This is a genomic window from Streptomyces physcomitrii, from assembly GCF_012273655.1.
Taxonomy (GTDB): domain Bacteria; phylum Actinomycetota; class Actinomycetes; order Streptomycetales; family Streptomycetaceae; genus Streptomyces; species Streptomyces physcomitrii.
Window position 1 is genome coordinate 1 of the sequence record NZ_JAAWWP010000015.1, and the last position, 18684, is coordinate 18684.

The following is an 18684-nucleotide window of genomic DNA, read 5'->3' on the forward strand; positions in this document are numbered from 1 at the left end:
GGTATCAACATATCTGGCGTTGACTTTTGGCACGCTGTTGAGTTCTCAAGGAACGGACACTTCCTTCGTACTCACCCCGACCATTCAGCCGAGGCTTTCCTCCGGGCGTTTCCCTTCGGTGTTTCCAGACTCTATCAGTGTTTTTTCTGCTCTCTGACCAGAGGTTCTGCGGGCATGCAGATACTCAAATCGGAGACGAAGTCTGACGAGTTGGGACTGCCGAGAAGTGGTGGAGATCGACTTGATTGCCGCTCTGTTCCGCTCTCAGGCAGGAGTAAGACTCTACAGGCCTGCGTTCAGGGCGTGCAAATCGCCGGCCTGATGCGGGCGGACGACCGGCGGGTAAGTATGGGTCCGAACCGTCTTCTTCCGGAAGGCTCTGTCCCATGATCGACGTGACATCACCGGTGACCGGGAAGGCGATCGGGCTGGCCGCGGTGCCGGACCCGGTGTTCTCCGGGTCCATGGTCGGCCCGGGCACGGCGATCGATCCCGGCCGGGGCGCGACCGAGGCGGTGTCCCCGGTCGAGGGCATCGTCGTCTCGCTGCACCCGCACGCCTTCGTCGTGGTGGACGAGGGCGGCCACGGGGTTCTGACGCATCTGGGCATCGACACGGTCCAGTTGAAGGGGCAGGGTTTCGAGCTGCTGGTCTCCAAGGGGGACACGGTGCGGCGGGGGCAGCCCCTGGTCCGCTGGGACCCGGCGGCGGTGGAGGCCGGCGGCAAGTCGCCGATCTGCCCCGTCGTGGCCCTGGACGCGATGCCCGAGGCGCTGTCGGATCTGGTGGAGTCCGGCGACGTACGTGTGGGTGACAGTCTTTTCGGCTGGGTCTGAGAGATTGCGACAGCAGCCCAGGTGCCCGGGCAGGGGTCGCCGCGTGCACAGTGCGGGGCCCCGGCCCGGGCCGGCAGACAACCGGGACAGGTGAGATGGAAGCAACGCTGCAGGGAGTCGGGGTCAGTCACGGAGTCGCGATCGGCGAGATCCGGCACATGGGCACCGCCGTGCTCGAACCCCCTGCCAGACAGATCCGTCCCGAGGACGCCGGGCGCGAGCAGGGACGCGCGCGCAAGGCGGTACAGGCGGTGTCGGCGGATCTGCTCGCGCGGGGCAATCTGGCGGGCGGCGAGGCACAGGCCGTACTGGAGGCCCAGGCCCTGATGGCCGACGACCCGGAGCTGAAGGCCGATGTGGAGCGGCGTATCGCGGTCGGCAGTACGGCCGAGCGTGCCGTGTACGACGCCTTCGCCTCGTACCGCGCGCTGCTCGCCGGGGCCGGTGAGTACCTGGCCGGGCGGGTGGCCGATCTCGACGATGTGCGCAACCGCATCGTGGCCCGGCTGCTCGGGGTGCCCATGCCGGGGGTGCCGGACAGCGACCAGCCCTATGTGCTGATTGCCCGGGACCTCGCCCCGGCCGACACCGCGCTCCTCGACCCGGCGCTCGTGCTCGGTTTCGTGACCGAGGAGGGCGGGCCCACCAGCCACAGCGCGATCCTCGCCCGTTCGCTGGGCGTGCCCGCGGTGGTGGCGCTGCCCGGGGCGGTGGAGCTGGCCGAGGGGACGGTGGTCGCGGTGGACGGCAGTACGGGTGAGGTGTTCGTCGAGCCGACCGGGCAGGAGCGGGCGGAGATGACGCGGGCCGCCGCCGAACGCCGTGCCGCGCTCGCCGCCTCGACCGGTCCCGGTGCCACCTCGGACGGGCACAAGGTGCCGCTGCTCGCGAACATCGGCGGCCCCGGTGAGGTGGCCGCGGCGCTGGAGGCGGGTGCCGAGGGCGTCGGGCTGTTCCGTACGGAGTTCCTCTTCCTGGAGGAGGGGAGCAGGGCGCCCTCGGAGGAGCGGCAGTTCGCGGTGTACCGGGAGGTTCTGGAGGCCTTTCCCGAGGGGCGGGTGGTGGTGCGGGTGCTGGACGCGGGCGCCGACAAGCCGCTTGCCTTCCTCTCCCCCGCCGACGAGCCGAACCCGGCGCTCGGGGTGCGCGGGCTGCGGGCGCTGCTCGACCACCCGGAGGTGCTCCGGACGCAGTTGGGCGCGCTGGCCCGGGCCGCGGAGGGGCTGCCGGTGTATCTGGAGGTGATGGCGCCCATGGTGGCGGACCGGCGGGACGCGCGGGAGTTCGCCGCGGCCTGCCGGGAGGCGGGGCTGCACGCCAAGTTCGGGGCGATGGTGGAGATTCCGGCCGCCGCGGTGCGGGCGCGGTCGATCCTCCAGGAAGTCGAGTTCCTCTCCCTGGGCACCAACGACCTCGCGCAGTACACCTTCGCCGCGGACCGGCAGCTGGGTGCGGTCTCCCGGTTGCAGGACCCCTGGGGGCCCGCGCTGCTCGACCTGGTCGCGATGGCCGCCGAGGCGGCCCGGGCCGAGGGCAAGAGCTGCGGTGTCTGCGGGGAGGCGGCGGCGGATCCACTGCTCGCCTGTGTGCTGACCGGTCTGGGTGTCACCTCCTTGTCGATGGCGCCGTCCGCGCTGCCCTTCGTGCGCACGGCGCTGGCCAGGTTCACGCTGGCCCAGTGCGAGCGCGCGGCCTCCGCGGCCCGGGCCGCCGACAGCGCCGAGGAGGCGCGGCAGGCGGCGCGCGGGGTTCTTTCCGGGGAGTAGCGGAATCTCTTCCGGGGAGAAGTCGCCCGTCTTCTACGGGAGTTGGCGGCCGGGGATGCGGGCGTACACGCGCGGGGCGGCCCCGGGGGCCGCCCCGCCGGATTCAGTTCAGATGGCCGCCCGGCGGTCGCTGGGGGCCGAGGTCCGGGGGTGTGCCGTACTCGACGCCGGATTCCGGGGCGATGAGTTCGCCGGTCTCGGCGTCGGTGCAGTAGGCGTCGAAGACCTCCGCGGCGGTGAGCGGCCGGAGCTGCTCCTCGCGCAGCCGCCAGCCGTGCACGCGGTCCGGTTCGCCGTCCTCGGTGGTGCGGACGACGAGGCCGCCGGGGCAGGAGTGGGCGAGGGCGGCGGCCAGCACCGTGGTGAACTCCAGGGCCTCGCCGGGGTCGACGGCGCGCGGCCCGCCCGGTGGCGCCGCGGCGTGCAGGGGCGCCGTGAGGCTGCCGTGCGGGGTCAGGGCGCTGCACACCAGGTGGTGGCTGCCCGGGCCCAGGGCGTCGAGCACCTGGCCGAGCAGGGCGTGGGCGCGGTCGAAGGCGCTCCGCCCGATGTCCTCGCCGCAGGCGGCGCAGTCCCCGGCGGTGGTGAGCAGGGCCGCCGCGTACTCCCAGGTGGCCTGGCGCAGGGCCTCGTCGAGGAGGTCCTCGGCGATCTCGCGCAGGGGCTGGCCCTCGTACCGTACGGCGGGGGCGCTGGTGGCGAGTTCGGCGGTGAAGCGGGCGCGGCTGCCCGGGGTGTCGGGTTCCAGGCCGGAGGCGGCGCAGAACTCGGCGTACTCGCCGGGGTCGAAGAGGGCGAGGGTGGTCTGGCGGCCCCGCGCCCTGCGGTCGGTGAGCAGGGTCTGGAGGTGCTGGAGATAGCGCTCGTGGTCGTCGAAGGTGAAGCTGCGGTAGCGGCGCATGGCGGCGAAGTCCCGCGCGTCGGTGAGCAGTCCGACGGTGCCGGCGATCTCGCGGCGCAGGACGTGGTGGGTCCCGCTGGTGGCGCTGGTCATGTGTCCCCCTGTGTGCACGGTTGATCGGTACTCACTCACCGTAGGCAGGGGCACTGACAGCGGGTCCGGACACCGGTCCCGCGCCGCGGTCGACGGTCAGTCCTGGGCGCGCTCGCGGGCCAGGTCCTCGTAGAAGGCGAGGAGTTCGACGTTGTCCACCGAGCCGGGGTTGACCGCCTTGGTGAGCGGGGTGCCCTGGAGGAGGCGCTTGACCGGGACTTCGAGGCGCTTGCCGGTCAGGGTGTGCGGGACGGCGGCGACCTCGATGACCTCGTCGGGGACGTGCCGCGGGGAGAGCTGTTCGCGGATGACCTGCTTGATGCGGCCGAGCAGGGCCTCGTCGAGCCGGGCGCCGGGGGCGAGGTGGACGAAGAGCGGCATCCAGTAGCCGCCGTCGGGCTGTTCGATGCCGAGGACGAGGGATTCGCGGATCTCGGGGAGGCGTTCGACGGCCTCGTAGATGTCGGCGGAGCCCATTCGTACGCCCTGGCGGTTGAGGGTGGAGTCGGAGCGGCCGTGGATGACGACGGAGCCGCGGGAGGTGACGGTGATCCAGTCGCCGTGGCGCCAGACGCCGGGGTAGGTGTCGAAGTAGCTGTCGTGGTAGCGGGTGCCGTCCGGGTCGTTCCAGAAGTGCAGCGGCATGGAGGGCATCGGGTTGGTGACCACGAGTTCGCCGACCTCGTCGGTGAGCGGCTTGCCCTCGGGGTCCCAGGACTGGAGGTCGGTGCCGAGGCCGGGGGCCTGGAGTTCGCCGATGTGCACGGGCAGGGTGGGCACGCCGCCCGCGAAGCAGGAGCAGACGTCGGTGCCGCCGCTGACCGAGGCGGTCCACAGGTCCTCGCGGACCTCCTCGTGCAGCCAGCGGAAGCCGTCGGGCGGCAGCGGGGAGCCGGTGGTGGCGACGCAGCGGACCCGGGAGAGGTCGAAGTCGCGGCCGGGGTGGACCTCGGCCTTGCGGCAGGCCATCACATAGGCGGCGGAGGTGCCGAAGAGGGTGGCCTCGGTGCGCTCGGCGATGCGCCACTGGGCGCCGGTGTCGGGGTACCCGGGGCTGCCGTCGTACAGCACGAGGGTGGTGCCCGCGAGGAGGCCGGAGACGAGGAAGTTCCACATCATCCAGCCGGTGGAGGTGTACCAGAAGAAGCGGTCGCCGGGGCCGAGGTCGCAGTGCAGGCCGAGCTGCTTGAGGTGCTCGATCAGGATGCCGCCCTGGGACTGCACGATGGCCTTGGGCAGGCCGGTGGTGCCGGAGGAGTACAGCACCCACAGCGGGTGGTCGAAGGGCACCGGCTCGAAGACGGGTTCGGTGTCGGCGGCGGTGAGGCCGGCCCAGTCGAGGGTGCCCTCGGGGGCCTCGGTGCCGAGCAGCGGGATGTGCACCACGGCGCGCAGGGTGGGGAGTTCGGCGCGCAGTTCGGCGACGGTCTCCCGGCGGTCGTGCTCCTTGCCGCCGTAGCGGTAGCCGTCGACGGCGAACAGGACCACGGGCTCGACCTGCTGGAAGCGGTCCAGGACGCTGCGGGCGCCGAAGTCGGGGGCGCAGGAGGTCCACACCGCGCCGACGGCCGCGGTGGCGAGGAAGGCGACCACGGCCTGCGGGATGTTCGGGAGGTAGCCGCTGACCCGGTCCCCGGGGCGGACGCCGAGGGCGCGGAGCTCGGCGCCGAGCGAGCCGACCTGGCGGCGCAGCTCGGACCAGCTGACGGGCACCGGCTGCTGCGACTCGTCCACCGCGAGCAGCGCGGGCTCCTCGCCGCGCGAGTCGGCGGCGCGCAGGGCGTGTTCGGCGTAGTTCAGGCGGCCGCCGGTGAACCACTGGGCGCCGGGCATCGCGCGCTCGCCGAGGACCTGGGTGTACGGGGTGGTGAACCGGACGTCGAACCACTCGACGACCGCCCCCCAGAAGGTGTCCAGGTGCTCGACGGACCAGCGGTGCAGGGCCGGGTAGCCGCCGTCGGCGGGCGCGCCGTGGTGCTCGGCGGCCCAGGCCTGGAACCGGGTGATCTGGGCGCTGTCGATGAATTCCTGGCTCGGGTTCCAGAGCGGCGCGGGCTGCGCTGCGGACATGGTGCGGCTCCCGTTGTCTACGCGTCGTGGGCGTCCGCGCGCGGGCGCGGTGTGCGCGCGACGCGGCGGCGGGCCGCTTCCCGGGTTCCGGCCGGGGGTGCGCCGGGCACGCCGGACGCGGCACCCGGCCCGATCCGCGGGGAGAGGCCCACGTGGACGATGCCATGTGCGCGGGCCGGGCACCAGAGCAGCTCGCGGGCGGCCGGTGGGCTCCGGCGGCAGCGGGTGGCGGTACGCATGGTGAACGGCGATTGAACAGCTCACGCCCGGGGCCGTGTCGATGGCAGGGTGATCACCATGAACGGTCGCGACCTGGTGCGTTCGGCGAAGGCGGTGGGTGCCCTGGGGGCTGCCCAGGGGATGCGTGCCGTGCGTGCCGCATGGCGCAACCGGCGGGCGGACGCGGCCGCGCTGCCCTCCCGCGCGGGTGAGCGGGCCCGGGTGCCGGGACTGCTCACCGGGGCCGAGCCGGGGCCCGGCGGGGGTGTGCTGCGCTTCGAGCGGGCCGAGCTGCGGATCACGGTGACCACCGGCGGTGCCGTCTTCTGGGGCTGGGACGGCGCGGGCCCCGAGCCCTCGTACGCGCTGGCCGGTGCGCCGCCCCCGCCGGATCCGCGGGCCCGCCTGGAGCCGGACAAGGAGGGCGGCTGGCGGGTGGTCTCGGAGCGGGCCACGGTCGCCGTCTCGCGGCACGGGGCCGTGCAGGTGCGGACGCCCGGCGGGGTGGTGCTGCGGCACGATCTGCCGCCGCGGTGGTGGGAGGTGGCCCCGGGTGAGCCGGCGCGGTGGGTGCAGCGCACCGAACTGCCCGCGGACGCGCGGTTCTTCGGGCTCGGCGGGCGGTCCTCGGGGCCCCGGCTGCGGGCCGGTGCGTACCGGCTGTGGAACACCGATCCCGGGGGCTCCTTCGGCACCGGCGACGATCCGCTCTCGCTGACCATGCCGGTGCTGATGGTGGTGGCGGACGCCGGTACCCACCTGGTCTTCCACGACTCCTCCTGGGACGGCTCGGTGAGCCTGCGGGAGGGCGAGGAGGGGGCGGGTTCGGGCCACGACAGGGCGGCGGGCAGCGAGCTGCGGATGGACGGCGGCCCGCTGCGCTGCTGGGTGCTGGTCGGGGCCCCGGCGCGGATCCTCGGCACCTGGACCGCGCTGACCGGGAAGCCCGCCGTACCGCCGTCCTGGGCGCTCGGCCACCACCACGCGCGCTGGGGCTTCGGCAGCGAGGAGGAGGTGCGGCGGGTGGCCGAGGGGTACCGGGAGCACGGTCTCGCCCTCGACGCGCTGCATCTGGACATCGACCACCTCGACGCCCACCGGGTGTTCACGGTGGACACCGAGCGCTTCCCCAAGCTGCCCCAGCTCGCCGCCGAACTGCTCGGCGAGGGGGTGCGCCTGGTCTCGATCGTCGATCCCGGGGTACGGGCGGATCCGGCCGAGGAGGTCTACGCGAGCGGCTCGGCGGCCGGGGTCTTCGTCCGCGACGCCCGGGGTCGGGAGGTGCGCGGAGTCGTCTGGCCGGGCGAGACGCGGTACCCGGACTTCACCGACCCGCGGGTGCGCGAGTGGTGGGGCGCGCGCTACGAGGAGCGCCTCGGCCGCGGCTTCGCCGGTTTCTGGCACGACATGAACGAGCCGGTCTCCTTCGCCGCCTTCGGCGAGGCGACGCTGCCGCGCTCGGCCCGGCACGCGCTCGACGGCCGGGGCGGGGACCACCGCGAGGCCCACAACCTCTACGCGCTGTGCATGGCCCGCGCCGCCTACGAGGGCCTTCGCGCCCTGCGCCCCGGGGAGCGGCCCTTCCTCTTCTCCCGCTCCGGCTGGGCGGGCCTGCAGCGCTACGGGGGCACCTGGTCCGGCGATGTGGCCACCGGCTGGGAGGGGCTGCGGGCCTCGCTCTCGCTGGTCCTCGGGCTCGGCCTGTGCGGGGTGCCGTACTCCGGTCCCGATGTGGGCGGCTTCGACGGGCACCCCTCGCCCGAGCTGTATCTGCGGTGGTTCCAGCTGGGGGCGTATCTGCCGCTGTTCCGCACCCACTCGGCGCTGACGGCCGGGCGCCGGGAGCCCTGGGAGTTCGGCGCGGAGGTGCTCGGGCACGCGCGCGAGCTGCTGGCCGAACGCCGCAGGCTGCGGCCGTACTTCATGACCCTCGCCCAGCTCGCCCACCGGGCCGGGGCGCCCTATGTGCGTCCGCTGTGGTGGTCCGCCCCCGAGGACCGGGCGCTGCGCGACTGCGAGGACGCCTTCCTGCTCGGCGACGCGCTCGTGGTCGCGCCGGTGCTCCAGGAGGGCGCCCGGCGGCTGCGGGTGCGGCTGCCGCGCGGGCGCTGGTACGACACGGCGACCGGCCGCTGCCATCGGGGCCCCGCGGGAATCGAGGTCGAGGCGCCGCTGTCGCGGATCCCGGTGTTCGCGCGGGCCGGGGCGGTGATACCCGTGCTCGGCCCCGACGGCGGGACGGCGCTGGAGGTCTGGGCGCCGGGCGAGGGGCGTTCGGGCAGCGGCCTGCTCGTGCCGGACACCGGGGACGGCTGGGCGGAGCCGCCGGTGGAGCGCTTCACCTCGCGGCAGCGGGACGGGCGGGTGACGGTGACCCGGGACAGCGGCGAGGACCCCGGGTATCCGGTGCTGGTACGGGGGCTCTGAGGCCCGGCGCCCCGGTCCGTCCGGGGCGGGCGCCGGGCTCAGCCGTAGCGGCCCTCGAACCAGGCGCGGGCGGCCAGCGTGTGCAGCGGGAAGCCGAGTTCCTGCGGGCGCCGCAGCAGCCCGCGGCCCTCGGTCTCCTCGGTGGCGTCGAAGTGGGTGAGCGCTCCGGCGGGCCGCGGCGGGAGGAGGCCGAAGAGGAGCAGGTGCCCGTCGGCCGCGCTCATCACGTCGGCGAGGCGCACATCGCGGGCCGCGGCGTCGATGCCCGTCTCCTCGCGCAGTTCGCGCACCACGGCGAGCCGCCAGTCCTCGCGGTGGTCGACATAGCCGCCGGGCAGCGCGGTGGTGCCGCGGGCGGGCGCGATGGCGCGGGTGATGACGACCAGTCCGGTGCCCCGGGTGTCGTAGGCGGGCTGGAGGGCCACGGCCACCGGCAGCGGATTGCCGTAGACGGTGGTGCGGCAGGCGGCGCAGGTGCGGGGCCAGCCGGATGTCCCGTGCGGGTAGGGCGTCCCGCAGCCGGAGCAGTGCGAGTACGGCACGGGGGTGATGGTTCGGTCCTCGGATACGGGCACGCGCGGACTGTATCCGATCACCCGTCGGGCGTCTTCCGCCGAGGTCCGCGGCGGGTGGAGGCTGGGGCCATGACCTCAACTTCCGCTGCCGGCCGCCCTGTTCGGCGTCCCGGCGCAGCCGCCCCGCACCGGCTGCTCATCCTGCTCGCGGCCCTGCTCCTGCTCCTCGGGCTGGGGGTCCCGGCCGCCACCGCGCGCCCCGGCCCCTCCGCTCCGCGCGGCTTCGTGGAGCTGTCCGCGGTCGACCCGACGATCCGCCAGGAGATCCGCTATCCGAGCCGGCACAACTTCCTCGGGGTGCCCGTGGACGGCTACCGCAGGCCGGTGTGCCTGCTCACCCGGCCCGCCGCCACGGCCCTGCACCGGGCCCAGCGCGCCCTGCTGCGGCACGGCTACTCGCTCAAGGTCTACGACTGCTACCGGCCGCAGCGCGCCGTCGACCACTTCGTGCGCTGGGCGAAGGATCTGACGGACGAGCGGATGAAGGCCGAGTTCTATCCGCGGGTGGACAAGTCCCACCTGTTCGCGGACGGTTACATCGCGGAGAAGTCCGGGCACAGCCGGGGCTCCACGCTGGACGTGACCCTGGTGCGGCTGCCCGCGCCGCCGACCCGCCCCTATGTGCCGGGCGAGCCGCTGACCCCCTGCTACGGGCCGAAGGAGCAGCGGTTCCCGGACAACTCCGTCGACATGGGCACCGGCTTCGACTGCTTCGACACCCTCGCGCACACCGACGACCCGCGCGTCACGGGCAGGCAGCGTACGAACCGGGACCTGCTGCGCGGCGCGCTGGAGGCGCAGGGCTTCACCAACCTCCCCGAGGAGTGGTGGCACTTCACGCTCGCCGGGGAGCCCTTCCCCGACACCTACTTCGACTTCCCGGTGGACCGCCTCTGAGGGGCGGGCTCAGGTCGAGGCGGGCACCCGCCCGGCGGCGGCCACCGCCATGGCGTGCTCCACCACGTCGATGAGGACGTGCTTGACGGTCTCGCGCTCCCGGGCGTCGCAGAGCACCACCGGGACCGAGGCGTCCAGGTCCAGGGCCTGGCGCACGGTCTCGGCGGGGTAGCGGTCGGCGCCGTCGAAGCAGTTGACGCCGACCACGAAGGGGATCGCGCGCCGCTCGAAGTAGTCGACGGCGGCGAAGCAGTCCTCCAGGCGGCGGGTGTCGGCGAGGACGACCGCGCCGAGGGCGCCGGTGGCCAGCTCGTCCCAGAGGAACCAGAAGCGGTCCTGGCCGGGCGTGCCGAAGAGGTAGAGGACCAGGTCCTCGCGGAGCGTGATGCGGCCGAAGTCCATCGCCACGGTGGTGGTGTTCTTGGTCTCGACCCCGCGGGTGTCGTCCACCGGCCGCCCGGCCTCGCTGAGCAACTCCTCGGTCCGCAGCGGCTTTATCTCGCTCACCGCTCCGACCAGGGTCGTCTTGCCCACGCCGAAGCCGCCCGCGACCAGGATCTTGAGCGTGACGGGCTCAACCGGGGTCGTGCCTCGCTCAGGGCGCCCGAAGATCATCGGTTTTCTTCTCCTGATTCGGTTGATTCGGTGTCGTCTGATTCGGTGTCGTCCGGCGGCGGGCCGTATCCGCCGCCGCCGGGGGTCTCGATGACGAGGACGTCGCCGGGGCGGACGTCCGCGCTGTCGCTGCCCGCGAGGGCGAGGACGCTGCCGTCCGCGCGCTCGATCCGGTTGGAGCCGAGCGCGCCCGGACGGCCGCCCGCCATTCCGTACGGGGGCACCCGCCGGTGCTGGGACAGGGTGGAGACGGTCATCTCCTCCTCGAAGCGCAGCCGCCGGACGGTGCCGTCGCCGCCGCGCCAGCGGCCCGCTCCCCCGCTGCCCCCGCGCACCGCGAACTCCTCCAGGGTCACGGGCAGCCGCCACTCCAGGATCTCCGGGTCGGTGAGCCGGGAGTTGGTCATATGGGTCTGCACGGCGGGTGCGCCGTCGAAGCCCTCGCCCGCGCCGGAGCCGGAGGCCAGGGTCTCGTAGTACTGGTGGCGGGCGTTGCCGAAGGTGACGTTGTTCATCGTCCCCGAGCCCTCGGCCTGCACCCCGAGGGCGGCGTAGAGCGCGCCGGTGACCGACTGCGAGGTCTCGACGTTCCCGGCGACCACGGCCGCCGGAGGCTCCGGGGAGAGCATCGAGGCGGGGGGTACGACGAGGGTCAGCGGGCGCAGGCAGCCGTCGTTGAGCGGGATGTCGTCGTCGACCAGGGTGCGGAAGACGTAGAGGACGGCGGCGTTGACCACCGCGTACGGGGCGTTGAAGTTGCTGCCGAGCTGGGCGGTGGTGCCGGTGAAGTCGAGGGTGGCGGTGCGGGCGGCGCGGTCGGTCGTGACGCGGACCCGGATGACGGCGCCGGAGTCGGTCTCGTAGGCGCAGGAGCCGTCGCTCAGGGTGTCGACGACCCGGCGCACCGCCTCCTCCGCGTTGTCCTGGACGTGCCGCATATAGGCCTGCACCACGTCGAGTCCGAAGGTGCCGATCATGCGGGCGACCTCGTCGGCACCCTTCTGGTTGGCGGCGATCTGGGCGCGCAGGTCGGCGATGTTGGTGTCCGGGTTGCGCGAGGGGTGGCGGGCCGAGGTGAGCAGCTCCCGGGTCTCCCGTTCGCGGAAGCGGCCCGCCTCGACGAGCAGCCAGTTGTCGAAGAGGACGCCCTCCTCCTCGATGGTACGGCTGTCCGCGGGCATCGAGCCCGGGGCGATGCCGCCGATCTCGGCGTGGTGCCCGCGGGAGGCGACATGGAAGAGGATCTCCTCGCCCGCGGCGTCGAAGACCGGGGAGACCACGGTGACATCGGGCAGGTGGGTGCCGCCGTGGAAGGGGTCGTTGACGGCGTAGGCGTCGCCCTTGCGCATCTTCGTGCCGCGGCGGCGGATGCACTCGGTGACGCTGGTGCCCATGGAGCCGAGGTGGACGGGAATGTGCGGGGCGTTGGCGACGAGGTTGCCCTCGGGGTCGAAGAGGGCGCAGGAGAAGTCGAGGCGCTCCTTGATGTTGACGGACTGCGCGGTGGACTCCAGCCGGGCGCCCATCTGCTCGGCGATCGACATGAAGAGGTTGTTGAAGACCTCCAGGAGCACCGGGTCGGCCGCGGCGGAGGCCCCGGGCGGGGCGGCCTCGCCCTCGCGTTCCATGAGCAGGCGCCCCTCCGCGCCGAGCACCGCCCGCCAGCCCTCGTCGACCACGGTGGTCGAGCCGCTCTCGGCGAGCAGCGCGGGCCCCTCGACCGGCTCCCCCTCGGCCAGCGCCTCCCGCCGGTACAGCGGCACCCGGCGCCACCGACCGCCGGTGTACATCCGTACCTCGCCGGTGCGCGCGGGGCCCTCGGCGGGCTCGGTGAGGCGGCCGAGGTCGGGGGGTTCGCTGAGTCCGGTGGCCTCCACGGACAGCGCCTCGACCACCAGGGGACGGTCCAGGGTGAAGGAGTAGGTGGCGCGGTGCCGGTCGGCGAAGTCCCGTGCCATCGCGGCCGGTTCGCCGAGCGGGACGCCGAGGGCGGTGTCGGTGCCGTCGTAGCGCAGGTGGGCGGTGCACTCGGTGCGGATGCGGTCCTCGAGGACCTGTTCGGCGCGGAGTTCGGCGCGGGCGGCCCCGGTGAGTTCGCAGGCGGTGGCGCGTACCGCCGCCATGCCCGCCTCGTCGAGGGCCGCCTCCACCGAGCGCTCGCGCATCGCGGTGGTGTCCGCGAGGCCGATGCCGAGGGCGGAGAGCACCCCGGCCATCGGCGGGACGAGGACGGTGCGGATGCCGAGCGCGTCGGCGACCTTGCAGGCGTGCTGGCCGCCCGCCCCGCCGAAGGTGGTGAGGGCGTAGCGGGTGACGTCGTGGCCCTTCTGCACCGAGATCCGCTTGACGGCGCCCGCGATATTCTCGACCGCGATCCGCAGGAAGCCCTCGGCGACCTCCTCGGGGCCCCGGTCGTCGCCGGTCCGCTCCCGGATCTCGGCGGCCAGCGCCGCGAACCGCTCGCGTACCCGCGCCTCGTCCAGCGGCAGGTCGCCTTCGGGGCCGAAGACGGCCGGGAAGTGCGCGGCCTGGATGCGGCCGAGCAGCAGATTGGCGTCGGTGACGGTGAGCGGTCCGCCGCCCCGGTACGAGGCGGGGCCCGGGTCGGCGCCCGCGGAGCCGGGGCCCACCCGGTAGCGGCTGCCGTCGAAGTGCAGGACGGAGCCGCCGCCCGCGGCGACCGTGTGGATGTCCAGCATCGGGGCGCGCAATCGGACCCCGGCGATCTGCGTGGTGAAGACCCGCTCGTAGGCGCCCGCGAAGTGCGAGACATCGGTGGAGGTGCCGCCCATGTCGAAGCCGATGACCTTGTCGAAGCCCGCGCGCTGGGACATCCGGGCCATGCCGACGATGCCGCCCGCGGGCCCGGACAGGATGGCGTCCTTGCCGCGGAACTGCCCCGCCTCGGTCAGCCCGCCGTTGGACTGCATGAACATCAGCCGTACGCCCGGGAGTTCGGCGGCGACCTGGTCCACGTAGCGGCGCAGCACCGGGGAGAGGTAGGCGTCGACCACCGCGGTGTCGCCGCGCGGGATCAGCTTCATCAGCGGGCTGACCTCGCTGGAGAGCGAGATCTGCGGGAAGCCGATACGGGCGGCCAGCTCGCCCACGGCCTGTTCGTGCGCGGGGTGCTGGTGGCTGTGCAGGCAGACCACGGCGAGGGCGCGGATACCGTCCGCGTAGGCCTCGCGGAGCGGGCCTTCGAGGGCGTCGAGGTCGGGGGGCCTGAGCACGGTGCCGTCGGCGGCGAGGCGCTCGTCGACCTCGACGACCCGGGAGTGCAGCAGCTCGGGCAGGACGATCTCGCGGGCGAAGATGCGGGGGCGGTTCTGGTAGGCGATGCGCAGGGCGTCGCGGAAGCCGCGGGTGATCACCAGGAGGGTGGGGGCGCCGGCGCGTTCCAGGAGCGCGTTGGTGGCGACCGTGGTGCCCATCCGCACGGCGTCGATCCGGGCCCCGGCGATGCTCTTCTCCCCTGCCCGGCGCAGGAGTTCGCCGATGCCTTCGACGGCCGCGTCGGCGTAGCGGGAGGGGTTGTCGGAGAGGAGCTTGTGGGTCAGCAGCGCGCCGTCGGGGCGGCGCGCCACGATGTCCGTGAAGGTGCCTCCCCGGTCAACCCAGAACTGCCAGCCCGCCACGTCGTACTCCCGCTTCCACGCTGCTCACAGCGCCCTCAGGCCGTCGATCACGTCGCGCAGAATACTCTCGTCGGGCAGCTCGGCCGGGGGCACCGGGCGCGTCACATGGACCAGTTCCGCGGTCACCAGATCGCCGATGAGTACGCGCACGACGCCGATCGGCAGATCCAGCTCGGCGGCGAGTTCGGCGACCGACTGCGGCGTGTCGCGGCACAGCGCCACGATGTCGACGTGCTCCGGCGACAGCGTCTGGTCGGCCCCCGGGTCGTGGGCGCGGGACTCCGCGACCACCACGGCGATCAGATCCAGGCGGTGCTGGGCCGGACTGGTGGTGCGGCCCCGCGTCATGGCGTAGGGACGCACCACCGGTCCGGCGTCGGCGTCGAAGAAGTGGGCACTTTCCTGACCGTCAGCGCTCATGCCGTTCCGCTTACCCGCCCGAGCGGGGCGCGGTACCCAGGTGTACGCCCACTCTCTTGACCAGGAGGGTCATCTCGTAGGCCACCTGGCCGACATCCGAGCTCGCGTCGGAGAGCACGGCGAGGCAGCTGCCGTCGCCCGCCGCCGTCACGAAGAGGAAGGCGTCGTCGAGTTCGACCACGGTCTGGCGGACGCTGCCCGCCTCGAAGTGGCGGCCGACGCCCTTGGCGAGGCTGTGGAAACCGGAGGCGACGGCGGCGAGGTGCTCGCTGTCCTCCCGGGTCAGGTCCTGGGAGACGCCGGTGGGCAGGCCGTCACCGGACAGCACGAGCGCCTTGCGGATGCTGGCCACCCGCTGCACCAGGTCGTCGAGCAGCCAGTTCAGCTCCCCGGAGCCTCCCGGTGCCGGCAGGTGCCCGGCGGCGTTCGGTGTGGTCATCGACCGTCCCCCTCAGGTGTCGTTCGCGGTCCAGTGTCCTCGGTGGCGCCCTGGTCGGCGGTGTTCTCGTCGCGGCCGCGCTGCCAGCCCCGCTGGAGGGAGGCCATCCGGCTGCGTACTTCGTCGGCGTCCCGGTCGGTGCCGTCCTGCTGCGGCGCGGGCGGGGCGCCCTGCCGGTCGGTGCGGCGGGCGGGGCCGTCCTTCAGCTGCGGCGCCAGATTGGCCTGGCGCACCCGCTTCGGCAGTCCGCCGGGCCCGGCCAGCGGCGCGGCGGGCGGTACGGGGCCCTCGGCCGCGGGCGGTCCGGAGCGGTAGGCCTCCCCGGCCTGCCGGATGCTGCTCTCCCGCGGTGCCGCCGGGTGCTGGGGTGCGCCGCCGCCCGGCCCTGCGGGGCCGCGCTGCTCCGGGGCCCTGCCGCGGGCGGGCGGCTGCTCGCCCGGGGGCTCCTCGACGGGGCGGCCGTGCGAGCTGACCAGCTTGGGCGCGGTGCGCTTGGGCAGCGGGCGCAGTGCCTCGGGCTGTTCCTGGCCGGTCGGCCGGGTCTCCTCGCGGGCGTCGCGGGCCTGCTGGTGCTGCTCGGGCGGCAGCGGGGCGACCGGGCGCCGGGGGCGGAAGAGACTGCCGCGCTCGCTGTCCTCGTCGAGGAGCGCGCCCGGGAACTCGGCGAGGTCGTCGGTGCCCACGGGCGCCTCCAACTCGGTCGGCCCCTCCAGGACGACGGGCCTGCCGCCGCCGGTGCCGCCGGGGAACGTGAGTGCGTTGTCGCGTGCGGACGGCCCGGCGGACTGCGCGGGGACGCGGACGCCGCCGGTGTCCTCCTCGCGGCCCTCGGGGTCCTGGGCCTCGGTGAGCAGCGCGTCCGGGATGAAGACGACCGCGGTGGTGCCGCCGTACGGCGAGGGCTGCAGGGAGACGCGGACGTTCTGGCGCTGGGCGAGGCGGCTGACCACGAACAGGCCGAGCCGGTCGGTGTCGGACAGCTCGAACTCGGGGGTCTCCGCCAGCCGCAGGTTGGCGTCCAGCAGGGCGTCGGCGGCCATGCCGAGTCCCCGGTCGTGGATCTCCAGGGTGAAGCCGTTGGCCACCCGGTCGCCGTGCACCTGCACCGTGGTGTGCGGGGGCGAGAACACCGTGGCGTTCTCCAGGAGTTCGGCGACGAGGTGGGTGATGTCGGCGACGGCCGGGCCGGTGACGGCCATCCGGGGCAGCCGCCGGACCTCGATGCGCTCGTAGTCCTCGACCTCGGCGACCGCGGCGCGGACCACGTCCATCAGCCGCACCGGCTTGCGCCACTGCCGGGAGGGCGCCGCGCCGGAGAGGATGACCAGGCCCTCCGCGTGCCGGCGCATGCGGGTGGTGAGGTGGTCGAGGCGGAAGAGGTCGGCGAGTTCGTCGGTGTCCTCGGTCCTGCGCTCCATGGTGTCCAGCAGGGTGAGCTGCCGGTGCAGCAGCACCTGGCTGCGGCGGGCGAGGTTGACGAAGACCTCGGAGACGCCCTGGCGCAGCTCGGCCTGCTTGACCGCGGCCTCCACGGCCGCCCGCTGCAGGGAGTTGAGCGCCTGGCCGACCTGTCCGATCTCGTCCTTCGGGTAGTCCAGCTGCGGCGCCTCGGTCTCCACGTCCACGCGTTCACCGGCGGCGAGCCGGCGCATCACGGCGGGCAGCCGGACGCCCGAGGACTCGTGCGCGTCCTGCCGCAGCCGGCGCAGGTCGCGGACCAGGGCGCGGCCGATGCGTACCGACATGAAGAGCGAGAAGACGACCGCGAGCAGTCCGAGCACACCGGCGATCACCGCCTGGGTGATGACCCGGGAGGTGGCCGGGCCCAGGCTGTCGTCGAAGTGGTAGTAGGTCCCGATGCCCTCTTCGAGCATCCGGTCCAGGGCCTTGTCGGCGGTGGCGTCCCAGCGGTCGCTGGTGATCGCGCTCGGGGTGCCGGGCGAGGAGTCGCTGACCGCCTGCTCCGCGCTGCGCAGCGCCGAGGTCTCGCCGCCGCGCCAGAACTGCTCGTACGGGGCGGCCTGGGCGTCGGGCAGCAGCGGGAGGTTGACCTGGTAGAGGAGTTCGCGCTGCGCGACCAGGTCGGAGACCTTGCGGATCTCCTGGCGGTCCAGGTGGCGGGCGACGAGCGCCGAGCCGAGCAGGGCGTCCTCCTGGGCGAAGAGCTCGCGGGCCACCGAGACGCCGACCAGGGCGCGCCCCTTCTTGTCCACCTCGGCGTTGTCGAGGTGGGCGAGGCTGTCGAGGAGTTCGTGGCAGGAGGTGATCAGTTCGCTGTACTGGTCGAGCACGGTGGAGCGGGTGGCGGAGCCGTCGGCGACGGTGGCGCGCAGCGAGGGGATCTCCTGGAAGGAGTCCAGGACCTCGTCGAGGCTGCGGCGGGACTCGGTGCTGATGTCGTCCCGGACGTCGGAGCCGTCCACGGCGCGCTGCAGGGCGTCGATGGTCCGGTCGGTGGCGGCGCGGGTGGCCTTCAGCTTCTTCTGGGCGCCGGAGGCTCGCGGGTCGGCCAGGTAGACCATGGTCTGGCGGCGCTCCTGCTGGAGCACCACGACGTTGTTCTGGACCGGGAGGCCCACCTTGTTCAGGACGTCGTTGATACCGACGAGCTGCCGGGCCTCCTGCCAGGTGATGACGGTGGCGAAGGCCCAGATCGCGGTGAGGAAGAGCAGGGGCACAAGGAGCAACGCCACGATCTTCCGGCGGATCGACTTCCCGCGAAAGCCCATGGCCTCCCCTTGAAAGGCGCCCGCCGCGAGGGGGGCGCTTTGTGGTCAACGCGTGTGGTCAGGAAACGGCGCGAGCCTACTACTGACGGGGGAACATCTCGAAGGGATGTCCGGAGGCCTTCACTCCGCCTGCACGCCGCCTCGTCCGCAGTTGTCCGCTCATTGGGGGAGATCACCTACCGCACCGTGGCGGATCAACTCCCAAACCATCCGGCCGGGCGCAACGGTGAATTGACCTGAATCTTGCGCTCGGCGGGAATCTTCTGCGCGTCTGGATCGTCCTTGGTTACGGCGACACGGTGCGAAAATGACTCACTTGGGCAGAGTGGTGGACGTCCGGCTTGAGACAGCGCGAACCGGGCAGCCACTTGGTAACCGGAATGACAGCATCCGGAACAGCCGGTGGGGAGTGACGGGTTGATGAGCACAGCAGAGCGGCACCGGGAAGCGGCCTCACCGGCGGCCTTCGACGGGCGGTACGCACGGGCCGGGGAGTACGCGGGGGATGCCGCGGAAGCGGGCCGCCCGCTGTGGGCCGACGACCCGGTGGGGCGCCGCCGGATGCCCGACGCGGTCCGCAACGCCGCGGTGCGGGCGGTGCTGATCGTGGCCCTGACCCTGGTCCAGGCCGTGATCGCCTTCTTCTGCACCCTCGCCGGATCCTGGCTCGCCTTCCCGATGGTGCTCAGCAGCGTCGGCAGTACGGTCGTCGCCACCTGGGGCGTCCTGGACGTCTGGGTCACCCGGCAGGTGTGGAACCAGCGCAACGGCGTGGTCTCCGCCCCGAACAGCACGGCCCGCCAGCGGCGCCGGGAGCGCCGCAGAGCGCGCCGGGAGGCACGGGCGGCCGAGCGCTCGGCGGGCGGCTCACCACGGCGCGGCGCCGCCGGGCAGCTCTCGCACCCCTGAGCGGCGGTTCCCCGCGCCCGCCGTCGGGATCCGGACGAATGACGGCGACCGGCCCCGGCACGCCTCCCGGCGCACTTCGGCCATCACCGGACGCGCCGGAGCCGCCCTCCCCGTTCGCACCGCGGGCGCGGCTGTACGCGGGCGCGGTTG

13 protein-coding genes are annotated in these 18684 nt (G+C 73.6%); 5 read left to right on the forward strand and 8 right to left on the reverse strand.

Going from position 1 to position 18684, the window contains the following annotated elements; translation table 11 throughout:
• Positions 1-386: 386 nt before the first annotated feature.
• Both HFV08_RS22110 and ptsP read left to right on the forward strand, forming a co-directional pair.
• Positions 387-836, forward strand: a complete 450-nt coding sequence (locus HFV08_RS22110; protein WP_168541709.1) for a PTS sugar transporter subunit IIA — start codon at positions 387-389, stop codon at positions 834-836.
• A 95-nt stretch (positions 837-931) separates the two neighbouring features.
• Complete coding sequence (gene ptsP / locus HFV08_RS22115; protein ID WP_168541711.1) at positions 932-2602, forward strand: phosphoenolpyruvate--protein phosphotransferase; 1671 nt, start codon at positions 932-934, stop codon at positions 2600-2602.
• 103 nt (positions 2603-2705) lie between these two features.
• Here ptsP and HFV08_RS22120 read toward each other — a convergent pair whose 3' ends face one another.
• Entirely contained in the window at positions 2706-3596 is an 891-nt protein-coding gene (locus HFV08_RS22120) for a DUF8829 domain-containing protein (RefSeq protein WP_168541713.1), read from the reverse strand.
• A 96-nt stretch (positions 3597-3692) separates the two neighbouring features.
• Entirely contained in the window at positions 3693-5666 is a 1974-nt protein-coding gene (locus HFV08_RS22125; RefSeq protein ID WP_168541715.1) for an acetoacetate--CoA ligase, read from the reverse strand.
• A gap of 297 nt (positions 5667-5963) precedes the next feature.
• On the opposite strand from HFV08_RS22125, the gene HFV08_RS22130 reads away from it, so the two are divergent.
• A complete protein-coding gene (locus HFV08_RS22130) occupies positions 5964-8312 on the forward strand; it encodes a glycoside hydrolase family 31 protein (protein WP_168541717.1) in 2349 nt (782 codons plus the stop codon).
• Positions 8313-8350: 38 nt separating this feature from the next.
• Here the strand turns inward: HFV08_RS22130 and HFV08_RS22135 are convergent, their stop codons facing one another.
• Positions 8351-8887, reverse strand: a complete 537-nt coding sequence (locus HFV08_RS22135; protein ID WP_168541719.1) for an NUDIX domain-containing protein — start codon at positions 8885-8887, stop codon at positions 8351-8353.
• Positions 8888-8956: 69 nt separating this feature from the next.
• Here HFV08_RS22135 and HFV08_RS22140 point away from each other — a divergent pair, with 69 nt between their 5' ends.
• Positions 8957-9784 carry a M15 family metallopeptidase gene (locus tag HFV08_RS22140; protein ID WP_168541721.1) on the forward strand — a complete coding sequence of 276 codons (828 nt, stop codon included), beginning with the start codon at positions 8957-8959 and terminating at the stop codon, positions 9782-9784.
• 9 nt (positions 9785-9793) lie between these two features.
• Here the strand turns inward: HFV08_RS22140 and HFV08_RS22145 are convergent, their stop codons facing one another.
• The 5 genes from HFV08_RS22145 to HFV08_RS22165 are packed head-to-tail and all read right to left on the reverse strand — an operon-like array spanning position 9794 to position 17625.
• Positions 9794-10399, reverse strand: coding sequence for a GTP-binding protein (locus HFV08_RS22145; protein WP_040255162.1), 606 nt, complete (start codon positions 10397-10399; stop codon positions 9794-9796).
• Positions 10396-14037, reverse strand: a complete 3642-nt coding sequence (locus tag HFV08_RS22150) for a hydantoinase B/oxoprolinase family protein (protein WP_168541723.1) — start codon at positions 14035-14037, stop codon at positions 10396-10398. Before HFV08_RS22150 ends, HFV08_RS22145 begins: the two co-directional genes overlap by 4 nt.
• Before the next feature lie 24 nt (positions 14038-14061).
• A complete protein-coding gene (locus HFV08_RS22155) occupies positions 14062-14457 on the reverse strand; it encodes a DUF742 domain-containing protein (protein ID WP_040255161.1) in 396 nt (131 codons plus the stop codon).
• Positions 14458-14467: 10 nt separating this feature from the next.
• Positions 14468-14896: a roadblock/LC7 domain-containing protein gene (locus tag HFV08_RS22160; protein WP_040255159.1), complete on the reverse strand. Its 429-nt coding sequence runs from the start codon at positions 14894-14896 to the stop codon at positions 14468-14470.
• Positions 14893-17625 carry a nitrate- and nitrite sensing domain-containing protein gene (locus HFV08_RS22165; RefSeq protein WP_168541725.1) on the reverse strand — a complete coding sequence of 911 codons (2733 nt, stop codon included), beginning with the start codon at positions 17623-17625 and terminating at the stop codon, positions 14893-14895. The genes HFV08_RS22160 and HFV08_RS22165 overlap by 4 nt, the downstream gene beginning before the upstream one ends.
• Before the next feature lie 420 nt (positions 17626-18045).
• On the opposite strand from HFV08_RS22165, the gene HFV08_RS22170 reads away from it, so the two are divergent.
• Complete coding sequence (locus tag HFV08_RS22170; RefSeq protein ID WP_168541727.1) at positions 18046-18534, forward strand: hypothetical protein; 489 nt, start codon at positions 18046-18048, stop codon at positions 18532-18534.
• Positions 18535-18684: the final 150 nt, after the last annotated feature.

Coding starts and splice junctions, on each gene's coding strand:
- HFV08_RS22170 (WP_168541727.1), top strand. CDS start 18,046: ATGAGCACAGCAGAGCGGCACCGGGAAGCGGCCTCACCGGCGGCCTTC.
- HFV08_RS22120 (WP_168541713.1), bottom strand. CDS start 3,596: ATGACCAGCGCCACCAGCGGGACCCACCACGTCCTGCGCCGCGAGATC.
- HFV08_RS22145 (WP_040255162.1), bottom strand. CDS start 10,399: ATGATCTTCGGGCGCCCTGAGCGAGGCACGACCCCGGTTGAGCCCGTC.
- HFV08_RS22130 (WP_168541717.1), top strand. CDS start 5,964: ATGAACGGTCGCGACCTGGTGCGTTCGGCGAAGGCGGTGGGTGCCCTG.
- HFV08_RS22160 (WP_040255159.1), bottom strand. CDS start 14,896: ATGACCACACCGAACGCCGCCGGGCACCTGCCGGCACCGGGAGGCTCC.
- HFV08_RS22155 (WP_040255161.1), bottom strand. CDS start 14,457: ATGAGCGCTGACGGTCAGGAAAGTGCCCACTTCTTCGACGCCGACGCC.
- ptsP (WP_168541711.1), top strand. CDS start 932: ATGGAAGCAACGCTGCAGGGAGTCGGGGTCAGTCACGGAGTCGCGATC.
- HFV08_RS22110 (WP_168541709.1), top strand. CDS start 387: ATGATCGACGTGACATCACCGGTGACCGGGAAGGCGATCGGGCTGGCC.
- HFV08_RS22125 (WP_168541715.1), bottom strand. CDS start 5,666: ATGTCCGCAGCGCAGCCCGCGCCGCTCTGGAACCCGAGCCAGGAATTC.
- HFV08_RS22165 (WP_168541725.1), bottom strand. CDS start 17,625: ATGGGCTTTCGCGGGAAGTCGATCCGCCGGAAGATCGTGGCGTTGCTC.
- HFV08_RS22140 (WP_168541721.1), top strand. CDS start 8,957: ATGACCTCAACTTCCGCTGCCGGCCGCCCTGTTCGGCGTCCCGGCGCA.